The 20,946-nt window shown below is 73.1% G+C and carries 16 protein-coding genes; 6 read left to right on the forward strand and 10 right to left on the reverse strand.

Annotated elements, in window-relative coordinates; all coding sequences use genetic code 11:
• A complete protein-coding gene (locus OG309_RS23270) occupies window positions 1-402 on the forward strand; it encodes a hypothetical protein (RefSeq protein WP_329423370.1) in 402 nt (133 codons plus the stop codon).
• 407 nt (window positions 403-809) lie between these two features.
• Here the strand turns inward: OG309_RS23270 and OG309_RS23275 are convergent, their stop codons facing one another.
• From OG309_RS23275 to deoC, 3 genes are read right to left on the reverse strand one after another with little or no spacing between them, the layout of a single operon-like run.
• A complete protein-coding gene (locus tag OG309_RS23275; RefSeq protein WP_329423371.1) occupies window positions 810-1,700 on the reverse strand; it encodes an aldehyde dehydrogenase family protein in 891 nt (296 codons plus the stop codon).
• Window positions 1,693-3,129, reverse strand: a complete 1,437-nt coding sequence (locus OG309_RS23280) for an aldehyde dehydrogenase family protein (protein WP_329423372.1) — start codon at window positions 3,127-3,129, stop codon at window positions 1,693-1,695. Before OG309_RS23280 ends, OG309_RS23275 begins: the two co-directional genes overlap by 8 nt.
• Before the next feature lie 5 nt (window positions 3,130-3,134).
• Window positions 3,135-4,094: a deoxyribose-phosphate aldolase gene (gene deoC, locus OG309_RS23285; RefSeq protein ID WP_329423373.1), complete on the reverse strand. Its 960-nt coding sequence runs from the start codon at window positions 4,092-4,094 to the stop codon at window positions 3,135-3,137.
• Window positions 4,095-4,354: 260 nt separating this feature from the next.
• Between deoC and OG309_RS23290 the strand changes: the two genes are divergently transcribed.
• The 3 genes from OG309_RS23290 to OG309_RS23300 all read left to right on the forward strand — a co-directional run bounded on the left by OG309_RS23290 (window position 4,355) and on the right by OG309_RS23300 (window position 6,972).
• Window positions 4,355-5,575, forward strand: a complete 1,221-nt coding sequence (locus OG309_RS23290; RefSeq protein ID WP_329423374.1) for a hypothetical protein — start codon at window positions 4,355-4,357, stop codon at window positions 5,573-5,575.
• 88 nt (window positions 5,576-5,663) lie between these two features.
• Entirely contained in the window at window positions 5,664-6,290 is a 627-nt protein-coding gene (locus tag OG309_RS23295; protein WP_329423375.1) for a class F sortase, read from the forward strand.
• A gap of 34 nt (window positions 6,291-6,324) precedes the next feature.
• Complete coding sequence (locus OG309_RS23300; RefSeq protein WP_329423376.1) at window positions 6,325-6,972, forward strand: PH domain-containing protein; 648 nt, start codon at window positions 6,325-6,327, stop codon at window positions 6,970-6,972.
• Between the two features lie 98 nt (window positions 6,973-7,070).
• On the opposite strand, the gene OG309_RS23305 is transcribed toward OG309_RS23300, so the two are convergent.
• From OG309_RS23305 to OG309_RS23325, 5 genes are all read right to left on the reverse strand, one after another.
• Entirely contained in the window at window positions 7,071-10,418 is a 3,348-nt protein-coding gene (locus OG309_RS23305; protein WP_329423377.1) for a FlgD immunoglobulin-like domain containing protein, read from the reverse strand.
• A gap of 237 nt (window positions 10,419-10,655) precedes the next feature.
• Window positions 10,656-11,840 carry a hypothetical protein gene (locus OG309_RS23310; protein ID WP_443067640.1) on the reverse strand — a complete coding sequence of 395 codons (1,185 nt, stop codon included), beginning with the start codon at window positions 11,838-11,840 and terminating at the stop codon, window positions 10,656-10,658.
• Window positions 11,841-12,045: 205 nt separating this feature from the next.
• Entirely contained in the window at window positions 12,046-13,701 is a 1,656-nt protein-coding gene (locus OG309_RS23315; protein WP_329423379.1) for a phospho-sugar mutase, read from the reverse strand.
• Window positions 13,702-13,880: 179 nt separating this feature from the next.
• Window positions 13,881-14,684 (reverse strand): purine-nucleoside phosphorylase, encoded by an 804-nt coding sequence (locus OG309_RS23320; RefSeq protein ID WP_132912723.1) that lies wholly within the window; start codon window positions 14,682-14,684, stop codon window positions 13,881-13,883.
• Between the two features lie 209 nt (window positions 14,685-14,893).
• Window positions 14,894-15,331, reverse strand: a complete 438-nt coding sequence (locus OG309_RS23325) for a gamma-glutamylcyclotransferase (protein ID WP_046908459.1) — start codon at window positions 15,329-15,331, stop codon at window positions 14,894-14,896.
• A gap of 241 nt (window positions 15,332-15,572) precedes the next feature.
• Between OG309_RS23325 and OG309_RS23330 the strand changes: the two genes are divergently transcribed.
• Entirely contained in the window at window positions 15,573-17,012 is a 1,440-nt protein-coding gene (locus OG309_RS23330; RefSeq protein ID WP_329423380.1) for an NAD(P)H-quinone dehydrogenase, read from the forward strand.
• A 258-nt stretch (window positions 17,013-17,270) separates the two neighbouring features.
• Window positions 17,271-18,221 (forward strand): DeoR/GlpR family DNA-binding transcription regulator, encoded by a 951-nt coding sequence (locus OG309_RS23335; protein ID WP_402545455.1) that lies wholly within the window; start codon window positions 17,271-17,273, stop codon window positions 18,219-18,221.
• Window positions 18,222-18,264: 43 nt separating this feature from the next.
• On the opposite strand, the gene OG309_RS23340 is transcribed toward OG309_RS23335, so the two are convergent.
• Together OG309_RS23340 and OG309_RS23345 are read right to left on the reverse strand one after the other, a co-directional pair.
• A complete protein-coding gene (locus OG309_RS23340; protein ID WP_329423382.1) occupies window positions 18,265-18,810 on the reverse strand; it encodes a TetR/AcrR family transcriptional regulator in 546 nt (181 codons plus the stop codon).
• Between the two features lie 99 nt (window positions 18,811-18,909).
• Window positions 18,910-20,664: an acetyl/propionyl/methylcrotonyl-CoA carboxylase subunit alpha gene (locus tag OG309_RS23345; RefSeq protein WP_329423383.1), complete on the reverse strand. Its 1,755-nt coding sequence runs from the start codon at window positions 20,662-20,664 to the stop codon at window positions 18,910-18,912.
• Window positions 20,665-20,946 lie beyond the last annotated feature (282 nt).

Genomic DNA, 20,946 nt, shown 5'->3' on the forward strand with positions numbered 1-20,946 from the left:
ATGGCACGCCACGCAGAATCCAGGACCGCACGCCGCAGCGCCCTGTTGAGGGCCGGACTCACCGTCACGGCGGCCGGCGCGGCGGTGCTCGGCGCCGGTGCCGCGGGGGCCCAGGCCGCCGCCCCGCTGCCGCTCCCGGTCGACTCGCTGACCCGGACGGACGCAACAGCCGCCGGCGCGGGTGCCGTCGAGGGCGTCGGTCAGGGCCTCGCCCCGCTGACCCGGCTCCAGCTCGACCCGCTCGCCAACACCGGCGTCGACCCGCTCGACAACGGGCTCGGCACCCAGGTCGCCGACTTCAAGCCGGTCGGCACCAACCTGGTCACCGACCACGTCACGAAGGGCGGGGCGCTGGCCGACCTTCCGGTCGCGGGGCCGCTGACCCAGGGGCTGCTTCCGTAGCGACGGGCGCCTCGGGCGCGGCCTCGGGGGCCGCGCCGGGGCGGCTCGGCGGGATCTCCCGTACGAGCCAGGCCGCGGCGAAGGCGAGGGCGGCCAGCGGGGTGGTGCCGAGCAGCACCCCGTGCAGCCCGCTCGTCACCGCCGCCCGGAGCCCGTCCCGTACCGGCGCGGGCAGGGCCGCCGCCTGGGCCGGGGGCAGGTCCGTGGCGGACGTGAAGGAGCAGGGTTGGGGGACGCCGACGAGACCCGTGGGCGGGGCGCGGGGTGCCGGTCCGGGGCCGGGGTGCCCGTACGGGGCCGCACCCGCGTCCGGGGCCGTACCCCCCTCGCGTCCGGGTTCGCGTCCGGATGCGGCGACGGCCCCCGGGGGTGTCCCCGGGGGCCGTCGCCAATGGTGCGTGCCGCGATCAGTACGAGGAGCCGCTCGCGCCCAGCGAACCCGTCGGGTGCCAGACGGTCTTCGTCTCCAGGAACGCGGTCATGCGGTCCGTGCCCGGGGACGCGGTGAAGTCCTCGGTGCGCGGGCGCAGGACGCGCTTCAGGTTGTCCGCCGCGGCGATCTCCAGCTCGCGGGCCAGACCGGCGTCCGCGCCGGTCAGGTCGATCGCGTTGACGTCCTGGTGGGCCGCCAGGTGCGGACCCATCTCGGAGGCCTTGCCGGACAGCAGGTTGACCACGCCGCCCGGCAGGTCGGAGGTGGCCAGCACCTCGCCCAGGGACAGCGCCGGGAGCGGGGCCTTCTCGCTCGTGACGACGACCGCCGTGTTGCCGGTCGCGATGACCGGGGCGATCACCGAGACCAGGCCGAGGAAGGAGGACTCCTGCGGGGCGATCACCGTGACGACACCGGTCGGCTCCGGGGTCGACAGGTTGAAGTACGGGCCCGCCACCGGGTTGGCGCCGCCGACGACCTGGGCGATCTTGTCGGTCCAGCCCGCGTACCAGACCCAGCGGTCGATCGCCGCGTCCACGACGGCCGCGGCCTTCGACTTCGACAGGCCCTCGGCCTCGCCGACCTCGCGCACGAACTGGTCCCGGCGGCCCTCCAGCATCTCGGCCACGCGGTAGAGGACCTGGCCCCGGTTGTAGGCCGTCGCGCCCGCCCAGCCGCCGAAGGCCTTGCGCGCGGCGACGACCGCGTCACGGGCGTCCTTGCGGGAGGAGAGCGGCGCGTTGGCCACCCAGTTGCCCTTGGAGTCCGTCACCTCGTACACCCGGCCGCTCTCGGAACGGGGGAACTTGCCCCCGACGTACAGCTTGTAGGTCTTGAAGACACTGAGGCGCGTCACATCAGACATCGAGGTAGGCCTCCAGACCGTGGCGGCCGCCCTCGCGGCCGAAGCCCGACTCCTTGTAGCCGCCGAAGGGCGAGGTCGGGTCGAACTTGTTGAACGTGTTGGCCCAGACGACCCCGGCGCGGAGCTTGTTGGCGACCGCGAGGATCCGCGAGCCCTTCTCCGTCCAGATGCCCGCCGACAGGCCGTACTGGCTGTTGTTGGCCTTGGCGACGGCCTCGTCGGGCGTACGGAAGGTCAGCACCGACAGGACCGGGCCGAAGATCTCGTCGCGGGCCACGGTGTGCGCCTGCGTGACGCCCGTGAAGAGCGTCGGGGCGAACCAGTAGCCGGCCGACGGGATCTCGCAGGCGGCGGACCAGCGCTCGGCGCCCTCCGCCTCGCCCCGCTCGACGAGCGAGGTGATCCGGGCCAGCTGCTCCTCGGAGTTGATCGCGCCGATGTCGGTGTTCTTGTCGAGCGGGTCGCCCAGGCGCAGGGTGCTCAGGCGCCGCTTGAGCGAGTCCAGCAGCTCGTCGTGGATCGACTCCTGGACCAGCAGGCGGGAGCCCGCGCAGCAGACCTGGCCCTGGTTGAAGAAGATGCCGTTGACGATGCCCTCGACGGCCTGGTCGATCGGGGCGTCGTCGAAGACGATGTTGGCGCCCTTGCCGCCCAGCTCCAGGGTGAGCTTCTTGTCCGTGCCCGCCACCGACTTGGCGATCGCCCGGCCGACCGCGGTCGAACCGGTGAAGGCGACCTTGTTCACGTCCGGGTGCTCGACCAGGGCCGCGCCCGTGTCGCCGTACCCGGGAAGGATGTTGACGACGCCCTTGGGCAGGCCCGCCTGACGGCAGATGTCCGCGAAGAACAGGGCCGACAGCGGGGTCGTCTCGGCCGGCTTCAGGACGACCGTGTTGCCGGTCGCGAGGGCCGGGGCGATCTTCCACGCCAGCATGAGCAGCGGGAAGTTCCACGGGATGACCTGGCCGGCCACGCCCAGCGGGCGCGGGTCCGCGCCGTAGCCCGCGTGGTCCAGCTTGTCGGCCCAGCCCGCGTAGTAGAAGAAGTGCGCGGCGACCAGCGGGAGGTCCGCGTCGCGGGTCTCCTTGATGGGCTTGCCGTTGTCCAGGGTCTCCAGGACGGCCAGCTCGCGGCTGCGCTCCTGGATGATCCGGGCGATCCGGAAGAGGTACTTGGCGCGCTCGGAGCCGGGCAGCGCCGACCACTTCTCGAAGGCCTTGCGCGCCGCCTTCACCGCGCGGTCCACGTCCTCGGTGCCCGCCTGGGCGACCTCCGACAGGACCTCCTCGGTCGACGGGGAGACGGTCTTGAAGACCTTGCCGTCGGCCGCTTCGACGAACTCGCCGTCGATGAACAGGCCGTAGGAGGGGGCGATGTCGACGACGGACCGGGACTCGGGCGCCGGCGCGTACTCGAATGCAGTTGCCATGTTGATCAGTCCACCGTCACGTAATCGGGGCCGGAGTAGCGGCCGGTCGCCAGCTTCTGACGCTGCATCAGCAGGTCGTTCAGCAGGCTGGAGGCACCGAAGCGGAACCAGTGGTTGTCCAGCCAGTCCTCGCCGACGGTCTCGTTGACCAGGACCAGGAACTTGATGGCTTCCTTCGTGTTGCGGATGCCGCCCGCGGGCTTCACGCCGATCTGGACGCCGGTCTGCGCGCGGAAGTCGCGCACGGCCTCCAGCATCAGGAGCGTGTTGGCGGGGGTGGCGTTGACCGCGACCTTGCCGGTCGAGGTCTTGATGAAGTCCGCGCCGGCCATCATGCCGAGCCAGGAGGCGCGGCGGATGTTGTCGTACGTGGAGAGCTCGCCCGTTTCGAAGATCACCTTCAGGCGGGCGCGGTCGCCGCACTCCGCCTTGATGGCGGCGATCTGCTCGTAGACCTTCAGGTAGTGGCCGGCGAGGAAGGCGCCACGGTCGATGACCATGTCGATCTCGTCGGCGCCCGCGGCGATGGCGTCGGCCGTGTCGGCCAGCTTCACCGGCAGCGCGGCGCGGCCGGCCGGGAAGGCGGTGGCGACGGAGGCGACCTTGACGCCGGAGCCCGCGACGGCGGCCTTGGCGGTGGCCACCATGTCGGGGTAGACGCAGACGGCGGCCGTCGTCGGGGTGGTGCGGTCGGTCGGATCGGGGTTGACGGCCTTGGCGGCGAGCGCCCGGACCTTGCCCGGGGTGTCCGCGCCTTCGAGCGTCGTCAGGTCGATCATGGAGATGGCCAGGTCGATGGCGTAGGCCTTGGCCGTGGTCTTGATCGAGCGGGTACCGAGGGACGCGGCGCGCGCCTCCAGGCCGACGGCGTCGACGCCGGGCAGCCCGTGGAGGAAACGGCGCAGCGTGCTGTCGGACGCGGTCACGTCGGCGAAAGCGTGTGCTGCGGTTGCAGTGGTGGGCATGGTCACCAGTCGAGCATATCTACGCGCGTAGCGGCCTGTACAGGGGGCCGCTCGGACGAGCGGGCGAAAGCGCAGGTGGGTGCGGGGGAGGGGGGTGCGGGTGAGGTCTGTCACATGCCCGTGACATGGAGCGGACGAGTCCAGAACCGCAGGTCAATAGCGTTTCTCCTGCAGCCGGCCAGAACTCACCGGCCCCGACCGAACGAGATGTCAGCGGCATCGGCTCTCCATCCACCACCTGACCGTCTTCAGGAGTCGTTATGCGCACCGCCCTCCGCACCGCCGTCGCCACCGCCCTCCTCACGGGCCTCGCGATCACCCCGGCGATCACCGCCACGTCCGCCTTCGCGGCGGACGGCCCGGCCGCCACCGCGGAGAGCGCAGGCACTCTCGTCCGAACCGAGACCCTCGGCGACGGCACCGTCGTCAAGATCTACAAGCTGGGCCCCACGTCCTACCGCGCCGACTCCTTCGCGCGCGGCGGGTCGACCGGCTCCGTGTACGCGAACGGGCGCCCCGGAGCGGCCAACGACAACGGCAGGTTCCTCGTCCTCTTCGAGGACGGCCGCCTCCTCTGGTGGGCCGGCAACAACGCCTACGGCGTCCAGCTGGGCCTGTACCGGCTGGCCGACGGCACCGTCCTGGAGGTCGGCAAGAACCCGCGGGACGGCCGCTACGGCCTCCAGCTGGTCGAGAACGGCAAGGGCCGCGGCTTCACCTACACCCACGACCCCGTCCGCACGGTGTGGACGTACGGCAAGGCCGTCGTCGTCCTCGGCGCCGGCGGCGGCGAGTTCGCCGCGTACGTCCCCGGCGCGGCCAAGCAGTCCGCCCCCGTCTACGTCGGCCCGCCGACCACCCCCGAGGGCTCCACGCCGCCCCCGGCCGAGATCATCAGCGGGCCGACCCTCACCTCGATCTGCACGATGACGGAGGACATCCGCTCCTCCTACGGCACCACCCGGTACGTCACCCTCACCAACGACTCCACCCAGGGCCCCACGGCCGTCCTCAAGGACGCCAAGGGCCGGACCGTCGCCAAGGTCGACCGCGCGCACCCCCTCGACACCGTGAACGGCCTCAGGATCGAGCGCGGCGACACCCTCACCCCGCGCTTCGGCCAGCGCACCCAGGGCGGCGACACGCCCTACCGCTGGAACGACTTCCCCAAGGTCCCCAAGGGCTGCAAGCAGCCGGCCCCCGCCAAGCCCACCCCCGCGCCCACCCACTCGGCCACCCCCGCGCCCACGACCGGCACGGGCACCGGCACCGGCACCGGCACCGGCACCGGCACGGGCACGGGCACCCAGGGCGGTCAGACCTCCGTCGTGCCCCAGGGCGGGGTCGCCGCCGGCGCCGAGTTCGGCAGCGTCGAGCAGGCCAACGACACCGCGCTGCTGGCCTCCGGCGCCGGAGCCGCCGTGGTCGTCGCCGGACTCGGCTTCGGCGTCCTGCGCCGCCGCGCCGGCACCCGCGGCTGACGCCGCCCCGCACACCCCACCCCACACCCCTACGGCGGGCCGCCCCTCCTCCTCGGCGGCCCGCCGCACCCCTGCCCGGAGCCCGCCCATGACCCGCCGCCGCCCCCTCCTGCTCACCCTCGCCGTCGCCGCCGTGGCCCTCGCGGGCTGCGCCGCGCCCGCCGCCGAGGCCCCGCACGGACCCGCCGCCCCCGCCCCGCGGATCACCGCGACCGCCGCGCCCGCACCGGCCGCGCAGCTCGCCACCGCGCCGATGCCGCGCTCGAAGCCCGTGCGCGTGCGGGTGCCCGCGGCCGGCGTCGACGCCCGGCCGGTGCTCGACCTCGGACTCGACGCGGACGGCACGGTCCAGGTGCCCACGGTCGCCCAGGCCGACCGCATCGGCTGGTACGACAAGGGCGTCACGCCCGGCGAGAGGGGCCCCGCCGTCCTGATCGGGCACTTCGACACCGTCGAGGGCCCCGCCGTGCTCAAGGACGTGGCGAGGATCCGCGTCGGCGACCGCATCACCGTCACCCGCGCCGACGGCACCGACGCCGTCTTCCGGGTGCGCGAGCTGGAACAGGTCGACAAGAAGGCCTTCCCGACCCGCAAGGTGTACGGGGACACCCGGCGGCCCGAGCTGCGGCTGATCACCTGCGGCGGCGAGCTGGTCGACGGCCACCGCCCCGACAACATCGTCGTGTACGCCGATCTGCTCACCCGAGCCGCGTGAGCCGAACGGGGAGCGCTGAGGCACAATCGGCCCCATGACGACCCCCGAGCCGCCCTCCCAGCAGCCCTCCGAGCCCGCCTCCGCCGACCGAGTCTTCCGGTCCGGCATGGGCATCGCGGGCGGGGTCACCCTGCTCGTCCTCGCCGCGCTCCTCGGCGGCGACTCGCTGTTCCGCGGCGAAGGCCGCGTCCCGTGGATGGCGCTCGCAGGGCTGGTCCTCGTGGTCCCGCTGATCGTCGCCTTCACGATCCGCCCCGCCGTCTTCGCCAACGACGAGCGGCTGCGGATCCGCAACCCGTTCCGCAGCATCGTGCTGCCCTGGGGCGCGATCGCCGACCTCCGCGCCGGCTACTCCAGCGAGGTCTTCACGCAGGACGGCGACAAGTACCAGCTGTGGGCCGTCCCGGTCTCCCTGCGCCAGCGCAAGCGCGCCGCCCGCAAGGCCGCGCGCTCCTCCCAGGACGACCCGCACGGGCGCTCGTCGGCCACCGCCGACGTCACCGACTCCAAGGCCAGGACCGCCCCCGCCGACCAGACCGTCGCCGACCTGCGCGAGATGGCCGAGCGGCTCGGCGGCCGGCCCGAGGCCCAGGGTGCGCCGCAGATCCGCTGGGCGTACGAGATCCTCGCGCCCGCGGCGGCCGGACTCGTGCTGCTCGTCGTGCTCTCCGTGACCGGCTGACTCGGGGTCGGGCGGGCGCCGTACGCCCGAACGGCCGAGGGCCGGGAGCGCACCTCACGGTGTGCTCCCGGCCCTCGGCTCTTCCCGCGGCCGCTCGATCAGGGGCCGTAGAACCCGGCGACGTCGGCGATGAGGTCGATGCTGCCGTTGCGGTTGTAGAAGGTGACCTTGCCGTCCTTCACGGGGACCACGACGAGGTTGGGGACGGTCTGCCCGGCGACGACGTTGAGGTTCGACGCGCTGGTGCGGGTCGTCCCGTACGGGTAGACGGAGACGAACGTCGATGCCGTCGCGTTGGTGGCCGTGACGTTCAGGACGACGGCGGTCACGCCCTCGGCGGGGACGCCGCCCTTGCCCGCGACGGTCAGCGTGACGGTCTTGTCCGCGCCGACCTTCGCCTTCGGCACGCCGGTGCCCGAGCGGGTGTCCATCAGCCGGGCCGGGGCCACCGGCTCGTAGAGGGAGCCCGTGGTGCCGCTGGTGTAGTACCCGGCGACGTCGGCCAGCAGGTCGAGCGAGCCGTTGCGGTTGTAGAAGGTGACCTTGCCGTCCTTCACGGGGACGACGACCAGGTTGGGGACGGTCTGCCCGGCGACGACGTTGAGGTTCGACGCGCTGGTGCGGGTCGTGCCGTACGGGTAGACGGAGACGAAGGTCGACGAGGTCGGGTTCGTGGCCGTCACGTTCAGGACGACGGCGGTCACGCCCTCGGCGGGGACGCCGCCCTTGCCCGCGACGGTCAGGGAGACGGTCTTGTCGGCGCCGAGCTTCGCCTTGGCGACGCCGGTGCCGTCGCGGGTGTCCATCAGCCGGGCCGGGGTCACCGGCTCGTAGAGGGAGCCCTGGCCCGACAGCGTGTAGTACCCGGCGACGTCGGCCAGCAGGTCGAGCGAGCCGTTGCGGTTGTAGAAGGTGACCTTGCCGTCCTTCACGGGGACCACGACGAGGTTGGGGACGGTCCGGCCGGCGACGACGTTGAGGTTCGACGCGCTGGTGCGGGTCGTCCCGTACGGGTACGCCGAGACGAACGTCGACGCCGTGGCGTTGGTCGCCGTCACGTTCAGGACCACGGCCGAGACGCCCTTGGCGGGCACCCCGCCCTTGCCCGCGACGGTCAGGGTGACGGTCTTGCCGGCGCCGATCTTCGCCTTGGCGACGCCGACGCCGGAGCGGGTGTCCATCACGCGCGTCGGCGTCACCGGCTCGTACCGCCCGGTGGCCAGCGTGGACTGCCCGCGCACGAGCGCGACGTCGCCGGTGCGGGTGAGCGCGGGGCCCGCGCCGTCCGCCGGGGCGGCCGTCAGGGTCCAGTCGTACAGCCCGTCCGGCAGCGCGTTCCCGGCCGCGTCCTTGCCGTCCCAGGCGGGCTTCACGAGCCCGCGGGCCTCGCCGCCCTCAAGGGTGCGCACGACCGTGCCCGCACTGTCGCGCACGTCGACCTTCCAGGAAGAGGTGGGCTTGTTCAGCCACCACCTCGCGCCCCAGGTCGGCGTGGCCGCCTTGCGGTCCAGGGTCTTCGTCTCCTCGGCGTCGAGGAGGCGCAGCGGTGAGGCGGGGACGCCGGTCGGCACGACGTGGATGTTCTGGTCCGCGTCCACGAGGCTCACGTGGCCGCCGAAGCGGTCGACCGTCCAGCCGTAGTCGGGCCGTGAGTCGGCCACGGTCCCGATCGCGCGGGTCGCGCCGCCGCCGCGCAGCGGGGTGACGGAGACCGTGCCGCCCTTCTCGTGGGCGAGGTAGCCGTCGCCCAGGAGCGCGTTGGTGTGTGCGGGCAGGGAGATGTTCGCGAGGGTGTCGAGGTTCTTCACGCCGGAACTCGTCGCGCACTTCCAGTACGCGAAGGAGCCCACGACCTGGAGCCCGGTGAGGTCGCAGCCGGCCAGCTTCACCGTGCGCCTGGTGGCGTCGGTGGGCACGTCGATCGCGTCGACGGTGCCGGTGGTGGTCGACTCGGCCCACAGGGTGCTGCCGTCGAGTGCGGCCCGGCGGTCCCCCAGCTCGCGGTTGACCAGCACCTTCTTGGTGTCGATGTCGCGGACCTCGCGCATCCGGGACGGCCCCGTCTGCGCCTCCGCGAGGTACGAGACGTAGCGGCCGGAGGCCAGGAAGTCCCAGCCGTACTGGAAGGGCCGGGCGCCCGTCCAGCTGCTGTGGTCCATGTCCTGGCCCTCACCGACCGCGTACAGGTCGCCCGGGTACCCCTGGAAGACGAGCCGTCCGTCGCCGGTGGGGACCACGGGCACGCAGGACGGAGTGCAGTGGCCCGGGACGACGGCCTCGTGCTCGTACCCGCGGTCGGTCTTGGGGCCCGCGGCGAGCTCGCCGCTGACGGTGAGCCTCCTGCTGGTCACCCGCCCGTACATGTCGTCGAAGCCGTTGGCGTCGAGGCCGAAGTTCTCCGAGGCGTTCAGCTCGCCCTGGGCGACGGCGAACCGCTGGGTCCGGGCGATCGCGGGCGGGGTGTCGTAGACCTTGGCGAGGACGGGGGCCGCACCGTCCGCCGGGAAGACCGCCTTGCGGACGGCGGGCTGCTGGTCGGGGCCGAAGGCGGTGGCGAGGGCGCCGCCGTCCTGGGTGGGGACGACGTCGGCCGCGTCGAACGCCGGCCGGGGCTCCCCGCCGGACAGCGGGTACAGCGCGTACGGCTCGTCGCCGAACTGGACGAACTTCGTCCGCACCAGGAGGTCCTGGCCCACGAGGGCGGTCGGCGCCTGGGGCACCGTGATCTCCGCCGTGGGCGCGGTGAGGTCGCCCGTCAGGTCCCAGACGCTCGCCCGCTTGGCCCGCGCGTCGTAGCTGACGGCGCGGGTCCCGTGGACGTCGGGCGCGTAGCCGGAGCTGTCGTACGGGATCGAGGTGGGCTTCACGACCGGGTCGGCGAGGGAGACCCAGCCGAGGAGCGTCTTGCCGTTCAGGGAGTAGGCGACGAAGAAGCCCTGCCCGTCGCCCGGCCGGCCGTCGCGCGGCGTGACCGTGGAGATCCAGGCCGATCCGGCCGGGGCGACCGCCTTCACGTCCTTCTGGACGCCGTTCTCGACCGACAGGACGTGTACGGCCTTGTCCTCGCCGTTGGTGAGGACCTTGCCGCCCTGGACGCTCGCGAAGTACTGCCGCTGCGGGATCGTCACGGTCCGCCCGGGCCCGGTGGGCCCGTCCTGGAGGACGACCCTGTCGTTGTACTGGCGCGCGATGACGTCACCACCGCCGCCGTGCAGCGCGTACGTGCGGTCGGCGGCGAACCGGGTGGGCTTCCCGCCCGCGTACGGCACCCAGGCGTAGCCGCGGGAGTCCTGGTGCATGAAGCCGGTGGTGCCGGCGAAGCGGAGCAGGCCCTGGCCCGGGTGGGCCTCCACCGGAATGGTCAGCGGCGCCTGTGCCGTGGGTGCCTCCGCCGCGACCGCCGTCCCCCCGGCGAGCGGTGCGAGCGAGGCGACGGCCGCCGTCACGGCGACCGCGGTCGCCGTCAGACGTCTGCCGCCGGTGTTCCTTCGGGACCGGCTTGATCGTGTGTCACGCACAGTGTCCCCCCTCAGAGTCACTAGTGGTTCACGTGTCAACCTCCCGAGGTTAGAACCCCCTTCTCCGTTCGAACCCCAGGTCGATCGTCACAACCTCGTCCCGGTTCGTCACGGTTCTGTGACAGAGGCGGGCAGTCGTCCGCGGAGGCACCCGGGCCCCCTTCCTCACGGCGGCCCGGACCACACCAGCAGCATGTAGCCCCCCAGCCACGCCGAGGACAGCGCCGCCCCCGTCAGCACCAGGACCGCGGCCGGGCGCCGCGCGCGGGCCAGCGCCAGAGCCACCGGAAGCAGCAGCGGGAAACCCGGCAGGAGGAAGCGGGCGCGCGGGAAATAGACACCGCCGCTCCCCAGGACGACCAGCAGCAGCACCCCTGAGAAGACCAGCAGCGGCAGCGGCTGCCGGTCCGCCACGCACAGCAGGAACAGGCCCGCCGACACCACCAGGACCAGCGAGACCACCACCAGGAACAGCTGCGGATGGCGGGAGTAGACCAGCAGCCCGCGCAGCTCCCGCAGGGTGCCCGCGCCGCCGTCCCACTCGTTCGTCCACAGCCGCTGCACCGCGAAGTAGCCGTCCCAGCGGCCCAGCCGCACCCCGACCCAGGTCACGTAGCCGAGCCAGCCCAGCGGAGCCGCGAGGGCGGCCGGCAGCGCCCGGTGCCCGCCCCGCCGGACCGCGAGCAGCGCGGCCGCCGACACCGCCGCCGCGACCGCGACACCGGTCGGCCGGGTCAGCCCCGCCGCCACCGCGAGCCCCGCCGCCCACGCCCAGCGGCCGGTCAGGACGGCGTACAGCGCCCAGGCCGCGAGCGCCGTGAAGAGCGACTCGGTGTAGCCCATCCACTGCACCACCGCGACCGGCAGCGTCCCCCACAGCACCGCCAGGACCGTGCCGGTGCGGCGCCCGTGCAGCCGGTCGCCGACGGCGAACACCCCCCAGGCGGCGACCAGCGAGCACCCCCACGCGAGCACCAGGCCCACGGAGGCCCGCGAGCCGGGGGTGACCGCCGCGACGGCCTTGACCAGCAGCGGGAACAGCGGGAAGAACGCCAGGTTGTTGTGGTTGGTCAGGGTGCCGAGCTCGTGGTCGTAGCCGTGGTCGGCGATCCCCAGGTACCAGTGGGAGTCCCAGGAGGTCGCCAGGGTCGGCCACACCCCGTGCCCCTTGAGGTGCGCCCAGCGGGCCAGCACCAGCAGGCCGAGGAGGCGTACCGCCAGATAGCCGAGCAGGGCCGGGGCCGCATGCCGCAGCAGGCCCGGCAGCCGCCGGTCCGGCGCGGGAGCGGGGCCGCGCGCGGCGGGGACGGTACGGCGCGGGCGGGGGTGGGGGGTCAGCTGGGACGGCACGGGGGACACCGGGTCACCCTCGCCCCGGGCACCCGGACCCGGGCGCGCGTTACGTCACGTGCCGTACCCGGTTCACCCGAAAGGGGAGCCGATCGGAGCCGTACGGAGGCCGCACCGGGAAGGCCGGGAAGGCCGGGAAGGCCGGAGGGCCCGTACGGAAACGATTCCGTACGGGCCCTCCGGCGTTCCCGGCAGGCGGCGGCCGCTACAGGCCGGCGGCCTCCGCCAGGTCCTTCTTGATCGCGGCCAGCACGTCGGCGCCGGTCGCGCGGGCCGTCGTCAGCTCGCTCGCGTCGGCGACCGGGACCACGACCTCCAGGTAGCACTTGATCTTCGGCTCGGTGCCGGACGGGCGGACGATCACCCGGGCCTTGTAGTCGCCCTCCAGGTGGTAGCGCAGACCGTCGGTCGGCGGCAGCGCCTCCGTGCCCTTGGTCAGGTCCTCCGCCGAGACGACCGTCAGGCCCGCCAGGCGCACCGGCGGCTTCGCGCGCAGCGCCGCCATCGCGTCGGCGATGACGCTCAGGTCCTCCACGCGCACCGACAGCTGGTCCGTGGCGTGCAGCCCGTGGGCCACCGCCAGGTCGTCCAGCAGGTCGGTCAGGGTGCGGTTCTGCTCCTTGAGCTCCGAGGCCAGCTCGGCGACGAGCAGTGCCGCCGTGATGCCGTCCTTGTCGCGGACGCCCTCCGGGTCGACGCAGTAGCCCAGCGCCTCCTCGTAGCCGTACCGCAGGCCCTCGACGCGGGCGATCCACTTGAAGCCGGTCAGCGTCTCCTCGTACCCGACGCCCGCCGCCTGAGCGATCCGGCCGAGCAGCGAGGACGACACGATCGACTCGGCGAACACGCCCTGAGCGCCCTTGTGCACGAGGTGCGCCGCCAGGAGCGCGCCCACCTCGTCGCCGCGCAGCATCCGCCAGCCGCCCTCGGCGGACGCGTCCGGCACGGCCACCGCGCAGCGGTCGGCGTCCGGGTCGTTGGCGATCACGATGTCGGGGTCCACGGCCCGGGCCGCCTCGAAGGCGAGGTCCATGGCACCCGGCTCCTCCGGGTTGGGGAACGCGACCGTCGGGAACGCCGGGTCCGGCTCGGCCTGCTCCGCGACCAGAGCCGGCGGCGGGAAGCCGTGCCGGCCGAAGGCCGCCGTCAGGACGTCCTTGCCGACACCGTGCATGGCCGTGTAGACGGTCCGCACGGTACGGGGGGAGCCGGGGGTCAGCACGGCGTCCGTACGCGCCAGGTACGCCTCCAGGACCTCGTCGCCGAGGGTCTCCCAGCCGTCCTCGGGGCGGGGCACGTCGGCCAGCGCGCGCACCGCGTCGATCTCGGCGGCGATCTCCACGTCGGCGGGCGGCGTGATCTGCGAGCCGTCGCCCAGGTACACCTTGTAGCCGTTGTCGCGCGGCGGGTTGTGGCTCGCGGTCACCTCGACGCCCGCGACGGCGCCCAGGTGCCTTATAGCGTACGCCAGCACGGGGGTCGGCAGCGGGCGCGGCAGCAGCGCGGCGCGCAGCCCGGCGCCGGTCATCACGGCGGCCGTGTCACGGGCGAAGTCGGCGGACTTGTAGCGGGCGTCGTAGCCGACGACGACCAGGCCGCCGCTCTGCCCCTTCGCCTTGAGGTACGCGGCGAGTCCGGCGGCCGCGCGGATGACCACGGCACGGTTCATCCGCATCGGGCCGGCGCCCAGCTCGCCGCGGAGGCCGGCGGTGCCGAACTGCAGCCGGCCGGAGAAGCGCTCGGCGAGCTCGTCGACGGCCCCGCGGTCCAGGAGCGCGCCGAGCTCCTCGCGGGTCTCCGGGTCGGGGTCCTCGGCGAGCCACGCCTGGGCCCGGGCGAGGAGGTCGTCCTGCGTCGTCACGGTGGTGTGCCTTTCGGAGGGTGCGGCGGGGAGGGGCGTTGTCTCTTTCCCCACCCCGCCCCTTCCCGAACGGGGGGCGGGCCCCGGACCCCCGTACGGCCTGCGGCCGTGTCCGTTCGGGACGCGGGGGTCCGGGGGCGGAGCCCCCGGTCACGGGAAGCGGCGGGGAGGGGGAGGAATCAGATCCGGTCCAGGACCCGCGTCAGCAGCTCGCCCATGCGGGCGGCCGAGTCGCGCCCCGCCTGGAGGACTTCCTCGTGGTTCAGCGGCTCGCCCGAGAGCCCCGCGGCCAGGTTGGTGACCAGGGAGATGCCCAGGACCTCGGCGCCGGCCTCACGGGCCGCGATGGCCTCCAGGACGGTGGACATGCCGACCAGGTCGCCGCCCATGACGCGGACCATGTTGATCTCGGCCGGGGTCTCGTAGTGCGGGCCGGGGAACTGGACGTACACGCCCTCCTCCAGCGTCTCGTCGACCTCCTTGCACAGCGCGCGCAGGCGCGGCGAGTACAGGTCGGTGAGGTCGACGAAGTTGGCGCCGACGATCGGGGAGGCGGCCGTCAGGTTGAGGTGGTCGCTGATCAGGACCGGCTGGCCGGGGCGCATGCCCTCGCGCAGACCGCCGCAGCCGTTGGTCAGGACGACGGTCTTGCAGCCCGCGGCGACGGCGGTGCGGACGCCGTGGACGACGGAGGCGACGCCGCGGCCCTCGTAGTAGTGGGTGCGGCCGAGGAAGACCAGGGCGCGCTTCTCACCGATCTTGTACGAGCGGACCTTGCCGCCGTGGCCCTCGACGGCCGGCGGCGGGAAGCCGGGCAGCTCGGTGACGGGGAACTCGGCCTCGGGGGCGCCCAGCGCGTCGACGGCCGGCGCCCAGCCGGAGCCCATGACCAGGACGACGTCGTGGTTCTCGACTCCGGTCAGCTCGCGAAGGCGCGTGGCAGCGGCCTCGGCGGCCTCGTACGGGGTGGCAGTTGCGTTCACTGGCTCTCTCGCCTCGGGGAGGGGGGTCCGAGGGGAGCCCCGGACGGATTTGATACGCGCAGCAGCCTAGCCGGAGAATCCCTACGCGCGTAGATGACGTTGCGGACGGAGCCGCGATCGTTGTCTTGTCGTTTCCCACGAACGCGTGTCCGGCCCAAGCGGACGTGAACGTCCGACGGAGGCCCCGGGGGCCTTCCGGCCGCCCGCCGTCAGCACGGGCGCTTGCGCAGCTCCATCACGTAGTCGTGCGGCGCGCCGGCCGACTCCGCCGCGTCGGCGACCTCGCCCAGGTAGCGGGCGGACGGCAGCCCGCCCTCGTACGCGTTGAGCACGTACACCCACGCCGGCTCCTCGCCGTCCAGGGTGTGCACCCGCACCCGCATCCGCCGGTAGATGTCGAGGCCGACGCCCTCCCAGCGGTCCAGCGAGTCCTCGTCCATCGGCGCGATGTCGTACAGGGCGACGAAGACCTGGGAGCGCGGCGCCTCCACGATCGTGGCCAGCGCACCCTCCCAGCCCATCTGCTCCCCGCCGAAGGTCAGACGCCAGCCGTTCAGCCAGCCGGTGCCGCGCAGCGGCGAGTGCGGAGCGCGGCGCGTCATGAGCCGCGCGTCGAGGTTGCCGGCGTAGGCGGCGTAGAGCGACATGGGTCCGAGGGTACGGGAGGGGGCGGGGTGGATGACGAAGTCCGTGGTAGGGGGCTTGCCCGGACGGGCCGCGGGGGCGCCCCGGGGGTGCGGCGACCGGCTGGTACGCCCCCGGCGCGTGGCTCCCCCGCGCGTACGGGACAATGGGGTACGCACTTGAAGCGTGCGGGACAATGGCGTACGCACTGCACCCCAGCGGGGGGACCCCCCGGCAGAACGAGAGCGCGAGGCGTAGATCCCAGTGACCCGGATCGTGATCATCGGCGGCGGACCCGGCGGCTACGAGGCGGCCCTCGTGGGCGCCCAACTCGGCGCGGAGGTGACCGTCGTCGACTGCGACGGTCTGGGCGGGGCGTCCGTCCTGACCGACTGCGTGCCCTCCAAGACCCTGATCGCCACCGCGGAGGTGATGACGACCTTCGACTCCTCGTACGAGGAGCTGGGCATCATCGTCGCGGACGACACCCCGCATCTGGAGCAGGCGGCCCGGGTGGTCGGCGTCGACCTGGGGAAGGTCAACCGACGGGTGAAGCGCCTCGCGCTCGCCCAGTCGCACGACATCACCGCCTCCGTCACCCGGGCAGGCGCCCGGGTGCTGCGCGGCCGCGGCCGGCTCTCCGGGCGGCAGGCCATGGACGGCTCCCGCCAGGTGATCGTGACCGCCGCCGACGGCAGCGAGGAGACGATCACCGCCGACGCGGTCCTGATCGCCACCGGCGGCCACCCGCGCGAGCTGCCCGACGCCAAGCCGGACGGCGAGCGGATCCTGAACTGGACCCAGGTCTACGACCTCAAGGAGCTCCCCGAGGAGCTCATCGTGGTCGGCTCCGGCGTCACCGGCGCCGAGTTCGCCGGCGCCTACCAGGCGCTCGGCTCCCGGGTCACCCTGGTCTCCTCCCGCGACCGCGTGCTGCCGGGCGAGGACCCCGACGCAGCCGCCGTCCTGGAGGACGTGTTCCGCCGCCGCGGCATGAACGTCATGGCCCGCTCCCGCGCGGAGTCCGCCAAGCGGGTCGGCGACCGCGTCGAGGTCACCCTCTCGGACGGCCGGGTCATCTCCGGCACCCACTGCCTCATGGCCGTCGGCGCCATCCCGAACTCGGCGGGAATGGGTCTGGAGGAGGCCGGTGTCCGGCTGAAGGACTCCGGGCACATCTGGACCGACAAGGTCTCCCGCACCTCCGCCCCCGGCGTGTACGCGGCCGGCGACGTCACCGGCGTCTTCGCCCTCGCCTCGGTCGCCGCCATGCAGGGCCGCATCGCCATGTACCACTTCCTGGGCGACGCGGTGGCCCCGCTCAACCTGAAGACGGTCTCCTCGAACGTCTTCACCGACCCGGAGATCGCCACCGTCGGCTACACCCAGGCCGACGTGGACGCGGGCAAGATCGACGCCCGGGTCGTCAAGCTGCCGCTGCTGCGCAACCCCCGCGCGAAGATGCAGGGCATCCGGGACGGCTTCGTCAAGATCTTCTGCCGCCCGGGCACCGGCATCGTGGTCGGCGGCTGCGTCGTCGCACCCCGTGCGAGCGAGCTGATCCACCCGATCTCGATCGCGGTCGACAACAATCTGACCGTCGAACAGATCGCAAATGCTTTCACCGTGTACCCCTCCCTGTCGGGCTCGATCGCGGAAGTGGCACGGCAGTTGCACACCCGAAAGACGACGGGCGAGGCGTAGCGCCCCCTCGCCGGTCCGCTCCGGCACGGTCCGGTACCGCCCCCGCCTGCGGGAACGGTTCGCCGAGTCGGACAACCCCCGGCAAGGCGGGGCATAGCCCGGACATAAAGCTGATCAACGGCGGGGTCTCCCATACCACTTGGGGGCCCCGCCTGTGTGCATCTTCTGCAATTCGGCGCATACTGCTGAAAAGTATCGGCCGCTCACGTTACTGTCAGTTTCGTGTTCGCTGCAGAACGTCGCCAGTTGATCCTCGAAATGGTGCGGGCCAATGGAGCCGTGTCGCTCCGTGAGCTCGCCCGCGTCGTCCAGACCTCAGAAGTGACCGTACGGCGAGACGTGCGGGCGCTGGAGGCAGAAGGACTCCTCGACCGCCGCCACGGCGGTGCGGTGCTGCCGGGCGGATTCACGCGCGAGTCCGGCTTCCCGCAGAAATCCCATCTCGCGACCGCCGAGAAGACCGCCATCGCCGACATGGCCGCGAGCCTCGTCGAAGAGGGCGAGGCCATCGTCGTCGGCGCGGGTACCACCACGCAGGAGCTGGCCCGTCGGCTCGCCCGGGTGCCCGGGCTCACCGTCGTCACCAACTCGCTGCTCGTCGCCCAGGCCCTCGCCCACGCCAACCGGGTGGAGGTCGTCATGACCGGCGGCACCCTGCGCGGCTCCAACTACGCGCTGGTGGGCAGCGGGGCCGAGCAGTCGCTCCAGGGGCTGCGGGTCTCCCGGGCCTTCCTGTCCGGCAGCGGGCTGACCGCCGAGCGCGGCCTGTCCACCTCCAACATGCTCTCCGCGAGCGTGGACCGGGCGCTGGTGCAGGCTGCGGCCGAGGTGGTGGTCCTCGCCGACCACACCAAGCTGGGCACCGACACCATGTTCCAGACGGTGCCGACCGACGTGATCACCCGCCTGGTCACCGACGAGCCTCCCGCCCACGACGAGCGGGCCGCCACCGAGCTCCAGGCCCTGGCCGACCAGGGCGTGCAGATCGCGGTGGCCGGCACGGGCGCGGCGCACGGAGGCGACCAGCACCCCCCGGGCGGTCGCCCGCGCCGTGACGTCCCGCTGCCGGGGCAGCGCGGCCGCGTGCCGGCCGGGCAGTTCCGCGGCGGCCCCGGTGGACCGGGTGGCCCCGGTGGCCCCGGCGGTCTCGTGGGCGAGGTGCTCGCCCCCGAACGGCCGGTGCGGGTCGCGGACATGCGGCGGCGCTGAGCGGCGCGGGGCCCGTGCGGGCCCCGCGCCGCCGCCGTGCCGCTCAGCTCTTGATGCCCCGCAGCGTCAGTGTGAGCAGCCGGTCGGCCAACCCCGGGTCCTCCGGGGAGCGTTCGGCGGCCAGCGCGATGGCGTTGGTGAGCTGCATCAGGTCGCCGACCGACACGTCCGCGCGCACCGCGCCCGCCTCCTGAGCGCGGGTGAGCAGGCGCAGGCCCGCCGCCCGGAGCGGCTCGCTGCACTCGGCGAGCGCCGAACTCCGGTCGTGCGAGGCGGACATGAGCGCGATCGCGAGGCCGCGGTACTCGCCCGCGTGGGTGATCAGGGTGCGCAGCCAGGCCACGAGCGCCGTGCAGGGCTCGGGCGCGTCGGCGAGCTCCGCCGAGTGGCGCAGGAGGGCCGAAAGGGCGTCCTGGAAGACGGCGCCGAGCAGCGCCTCGCGGTGGGGGAAGTGGCGGTACAGGGTGCCGATGCCGACCCCGGCGCGGCGCGCGATGTCCTCCAAGGACGCGTCCGTCCCGTGCGCGGCGAACGCGGCGCGGGCCTCGGTGAGCAACCGTTCGTGGTTCCGGCGCGCGTCGGCACGCATCCGTACTCCTCCATGCCTGGGGGCCGGGTCGCGAAGGGCCCGCAGGCGGTCGACGCCTGCGGGCCCTTCGTACCGTACCCCGGTGTCCGGGGCCCCGGTTCAGTCCTTGATCTCGCAGATCGGGGCGCCGGAGGTGATCGAGGCGCCGACCTCGGCGGACAGGCCCTTGACGGTGCCGGAACGGTGCGCGTTCAGCGGCTGCTCCATCTTCATGGCCTCCAGGACGACGATCAGGTCGCCCTCCTTGACCTCCTGGCCCTCCTCGACGGCCACCTTGACGATGGTGCCCTGCATCGGGGACGCGAGGGTGTCGCCGGAGGCGGTCGGGCCGGACTTCTTCGCGGCGCGGCGCTTCGGCTTGGCGCCGGCGGCGAGGCCGGTGCGGGCCAGCGTCATGCCGAGCGAGGACGGCAGGGAGACCTCGAGGCGCTTGCCGCCGACCTCGACGACGATCGTCTCGCGGCCGCTCTCGTCCTCCTCGGCCTCACCGCCCGCCGGGGCGAACGGCTTGATCTCGTTGACGAACTCGGTCTCGATCCACCGGGTGTGGACGCGGAACGGGTCGGCGGTGAACGCCGGGTCGACCACGACGGCCTGGTGGAACGGGATGGCGGTGGCCATGCCCTCGACCTTGAACTCGGCGAGCGCGCGGGCGGCACGCTGCAGCGCCTGCTCGCGGCTGGCGCCGGTGATGATCAGCTTCGCGAGCAGCGAGTCCCAGGCCGGGCCGATGACCGAGCCGGACTCGACGCCGGCGTCCAGACGCACACCCGGGCCGGTCGGCGCGGCGAAGGTGGTGACGGTGCCGGGGGCCGGGAGGAAGTTGCGGCCCGGGTCCTCGCCGTTGATGCGGAACTCGAAGGAGTGACCGCGGATCTCCGGGTCGCCGTAACCGAGCTCCTCGCCGTCGGCGATCCGGAACATCTCGCGGACCAGGTCGATGCCGGTGACCTCTTCGGTGACCGGGTGCTCGACCTGCAGACGGGTGTTGACCTCCAGGAAGGAGATCGTGCCGTCGACGCCGACCAGGAACTCGACGGTGCCGGCGCCGACGTAGCCGGCCTCCTTCAGGATGGCCTTGGACGCCGCGTACAGCTCGGCGTTCTGAGCCTCCGACAGGAACGGGGCCGGGGCCTCCTCGACCAGCTTCTGGTGCCGGCGCTGGAGGGAGCAGTCACGGGTCGAGACGACGACCACGTTGCCGTGCGAGTCGGCGAGGCACTGGGTCTCGACGTGCCGCGGCTTGTCCAGGTAGCGCTCGACGAAGCACTCGCCGCGGCCGAAGGCGGCGACGGCCTCGCGGACGGCGGAGTCGTAGAGCTCCGGCACCTCTTCGAGGGTGCGGGCGACCTTCAGACCGCGGCCACCGCCACCGAAGGCGGCCTTGATCGCGATCGGCAGGCCGTTCTCCTTGGCGAAGGCGACGACCTCGTCGGCGCCCGAGACCGGGTCCGGGGTGCCGGCGACCAGCGGGGCGCCGGCGCGCTGCGCGATGTGGCGCGCGGCGACCTTGTCACCGAGGTCGCGGATGGCCTGCGGCGGCGGACCGATCCAGATGAGGCCGGCGTCGAGGACGGCCTGGGCGAACTCGGCGTTCTCGGAAAGGAAGCCGTAGCCCGGGTGGATCGCGTCGGCGCCGGAATCCGCAGCCGCCTGGAGCACCTTGCCCATGTCCAGGTAACTGGTGGCCGGGGTGTCACCGCCCAGGGCGAACGCCTCGTCGGCCGCGCGGACGTGCAGAGCGTCCCGGTCCGGATCGGCGTAGACGGCTACGCTGGCGATCCCGGCGTCCCGGCAGGCCCGGGCGACGCGGACAGCGATTTCGCCACGGTTGGCGATGAGCACCTTGCGCACGATGGCTCCCTCCTTGAAACAAGCTGAGTTTAGGGACTGCCGACACGGCCTTTCGACCCGTCCCCAGTGGTGAGCTTGCCCACACGGAGCGTGATACCAGGCCTGCTCGGGTCGTGAAATCCCTTGTCGCACCACGGTACGCAGGGTTTCTTTACGGCACAGTAGCTCCGAGGTGTGGCGCAGGTCTCTGTTCGTGGGACCAGTCGCCAAATGGGTTTCTTTGTGGAGTCCCTACGAATGGCTCAATCATTCTTTGCCCGGGCGCCGTCGTTCCGCTCCGCG

The sequence above is a fragment of the Streptomyces sp. NBC_01268 genome (assembly GCF_036240795.1).
Classification (GTDB): Bacteria; Actinomycetota; Actinomycetes; order Streptomycetales; family Streptomycetaceae; genus Streptomyces.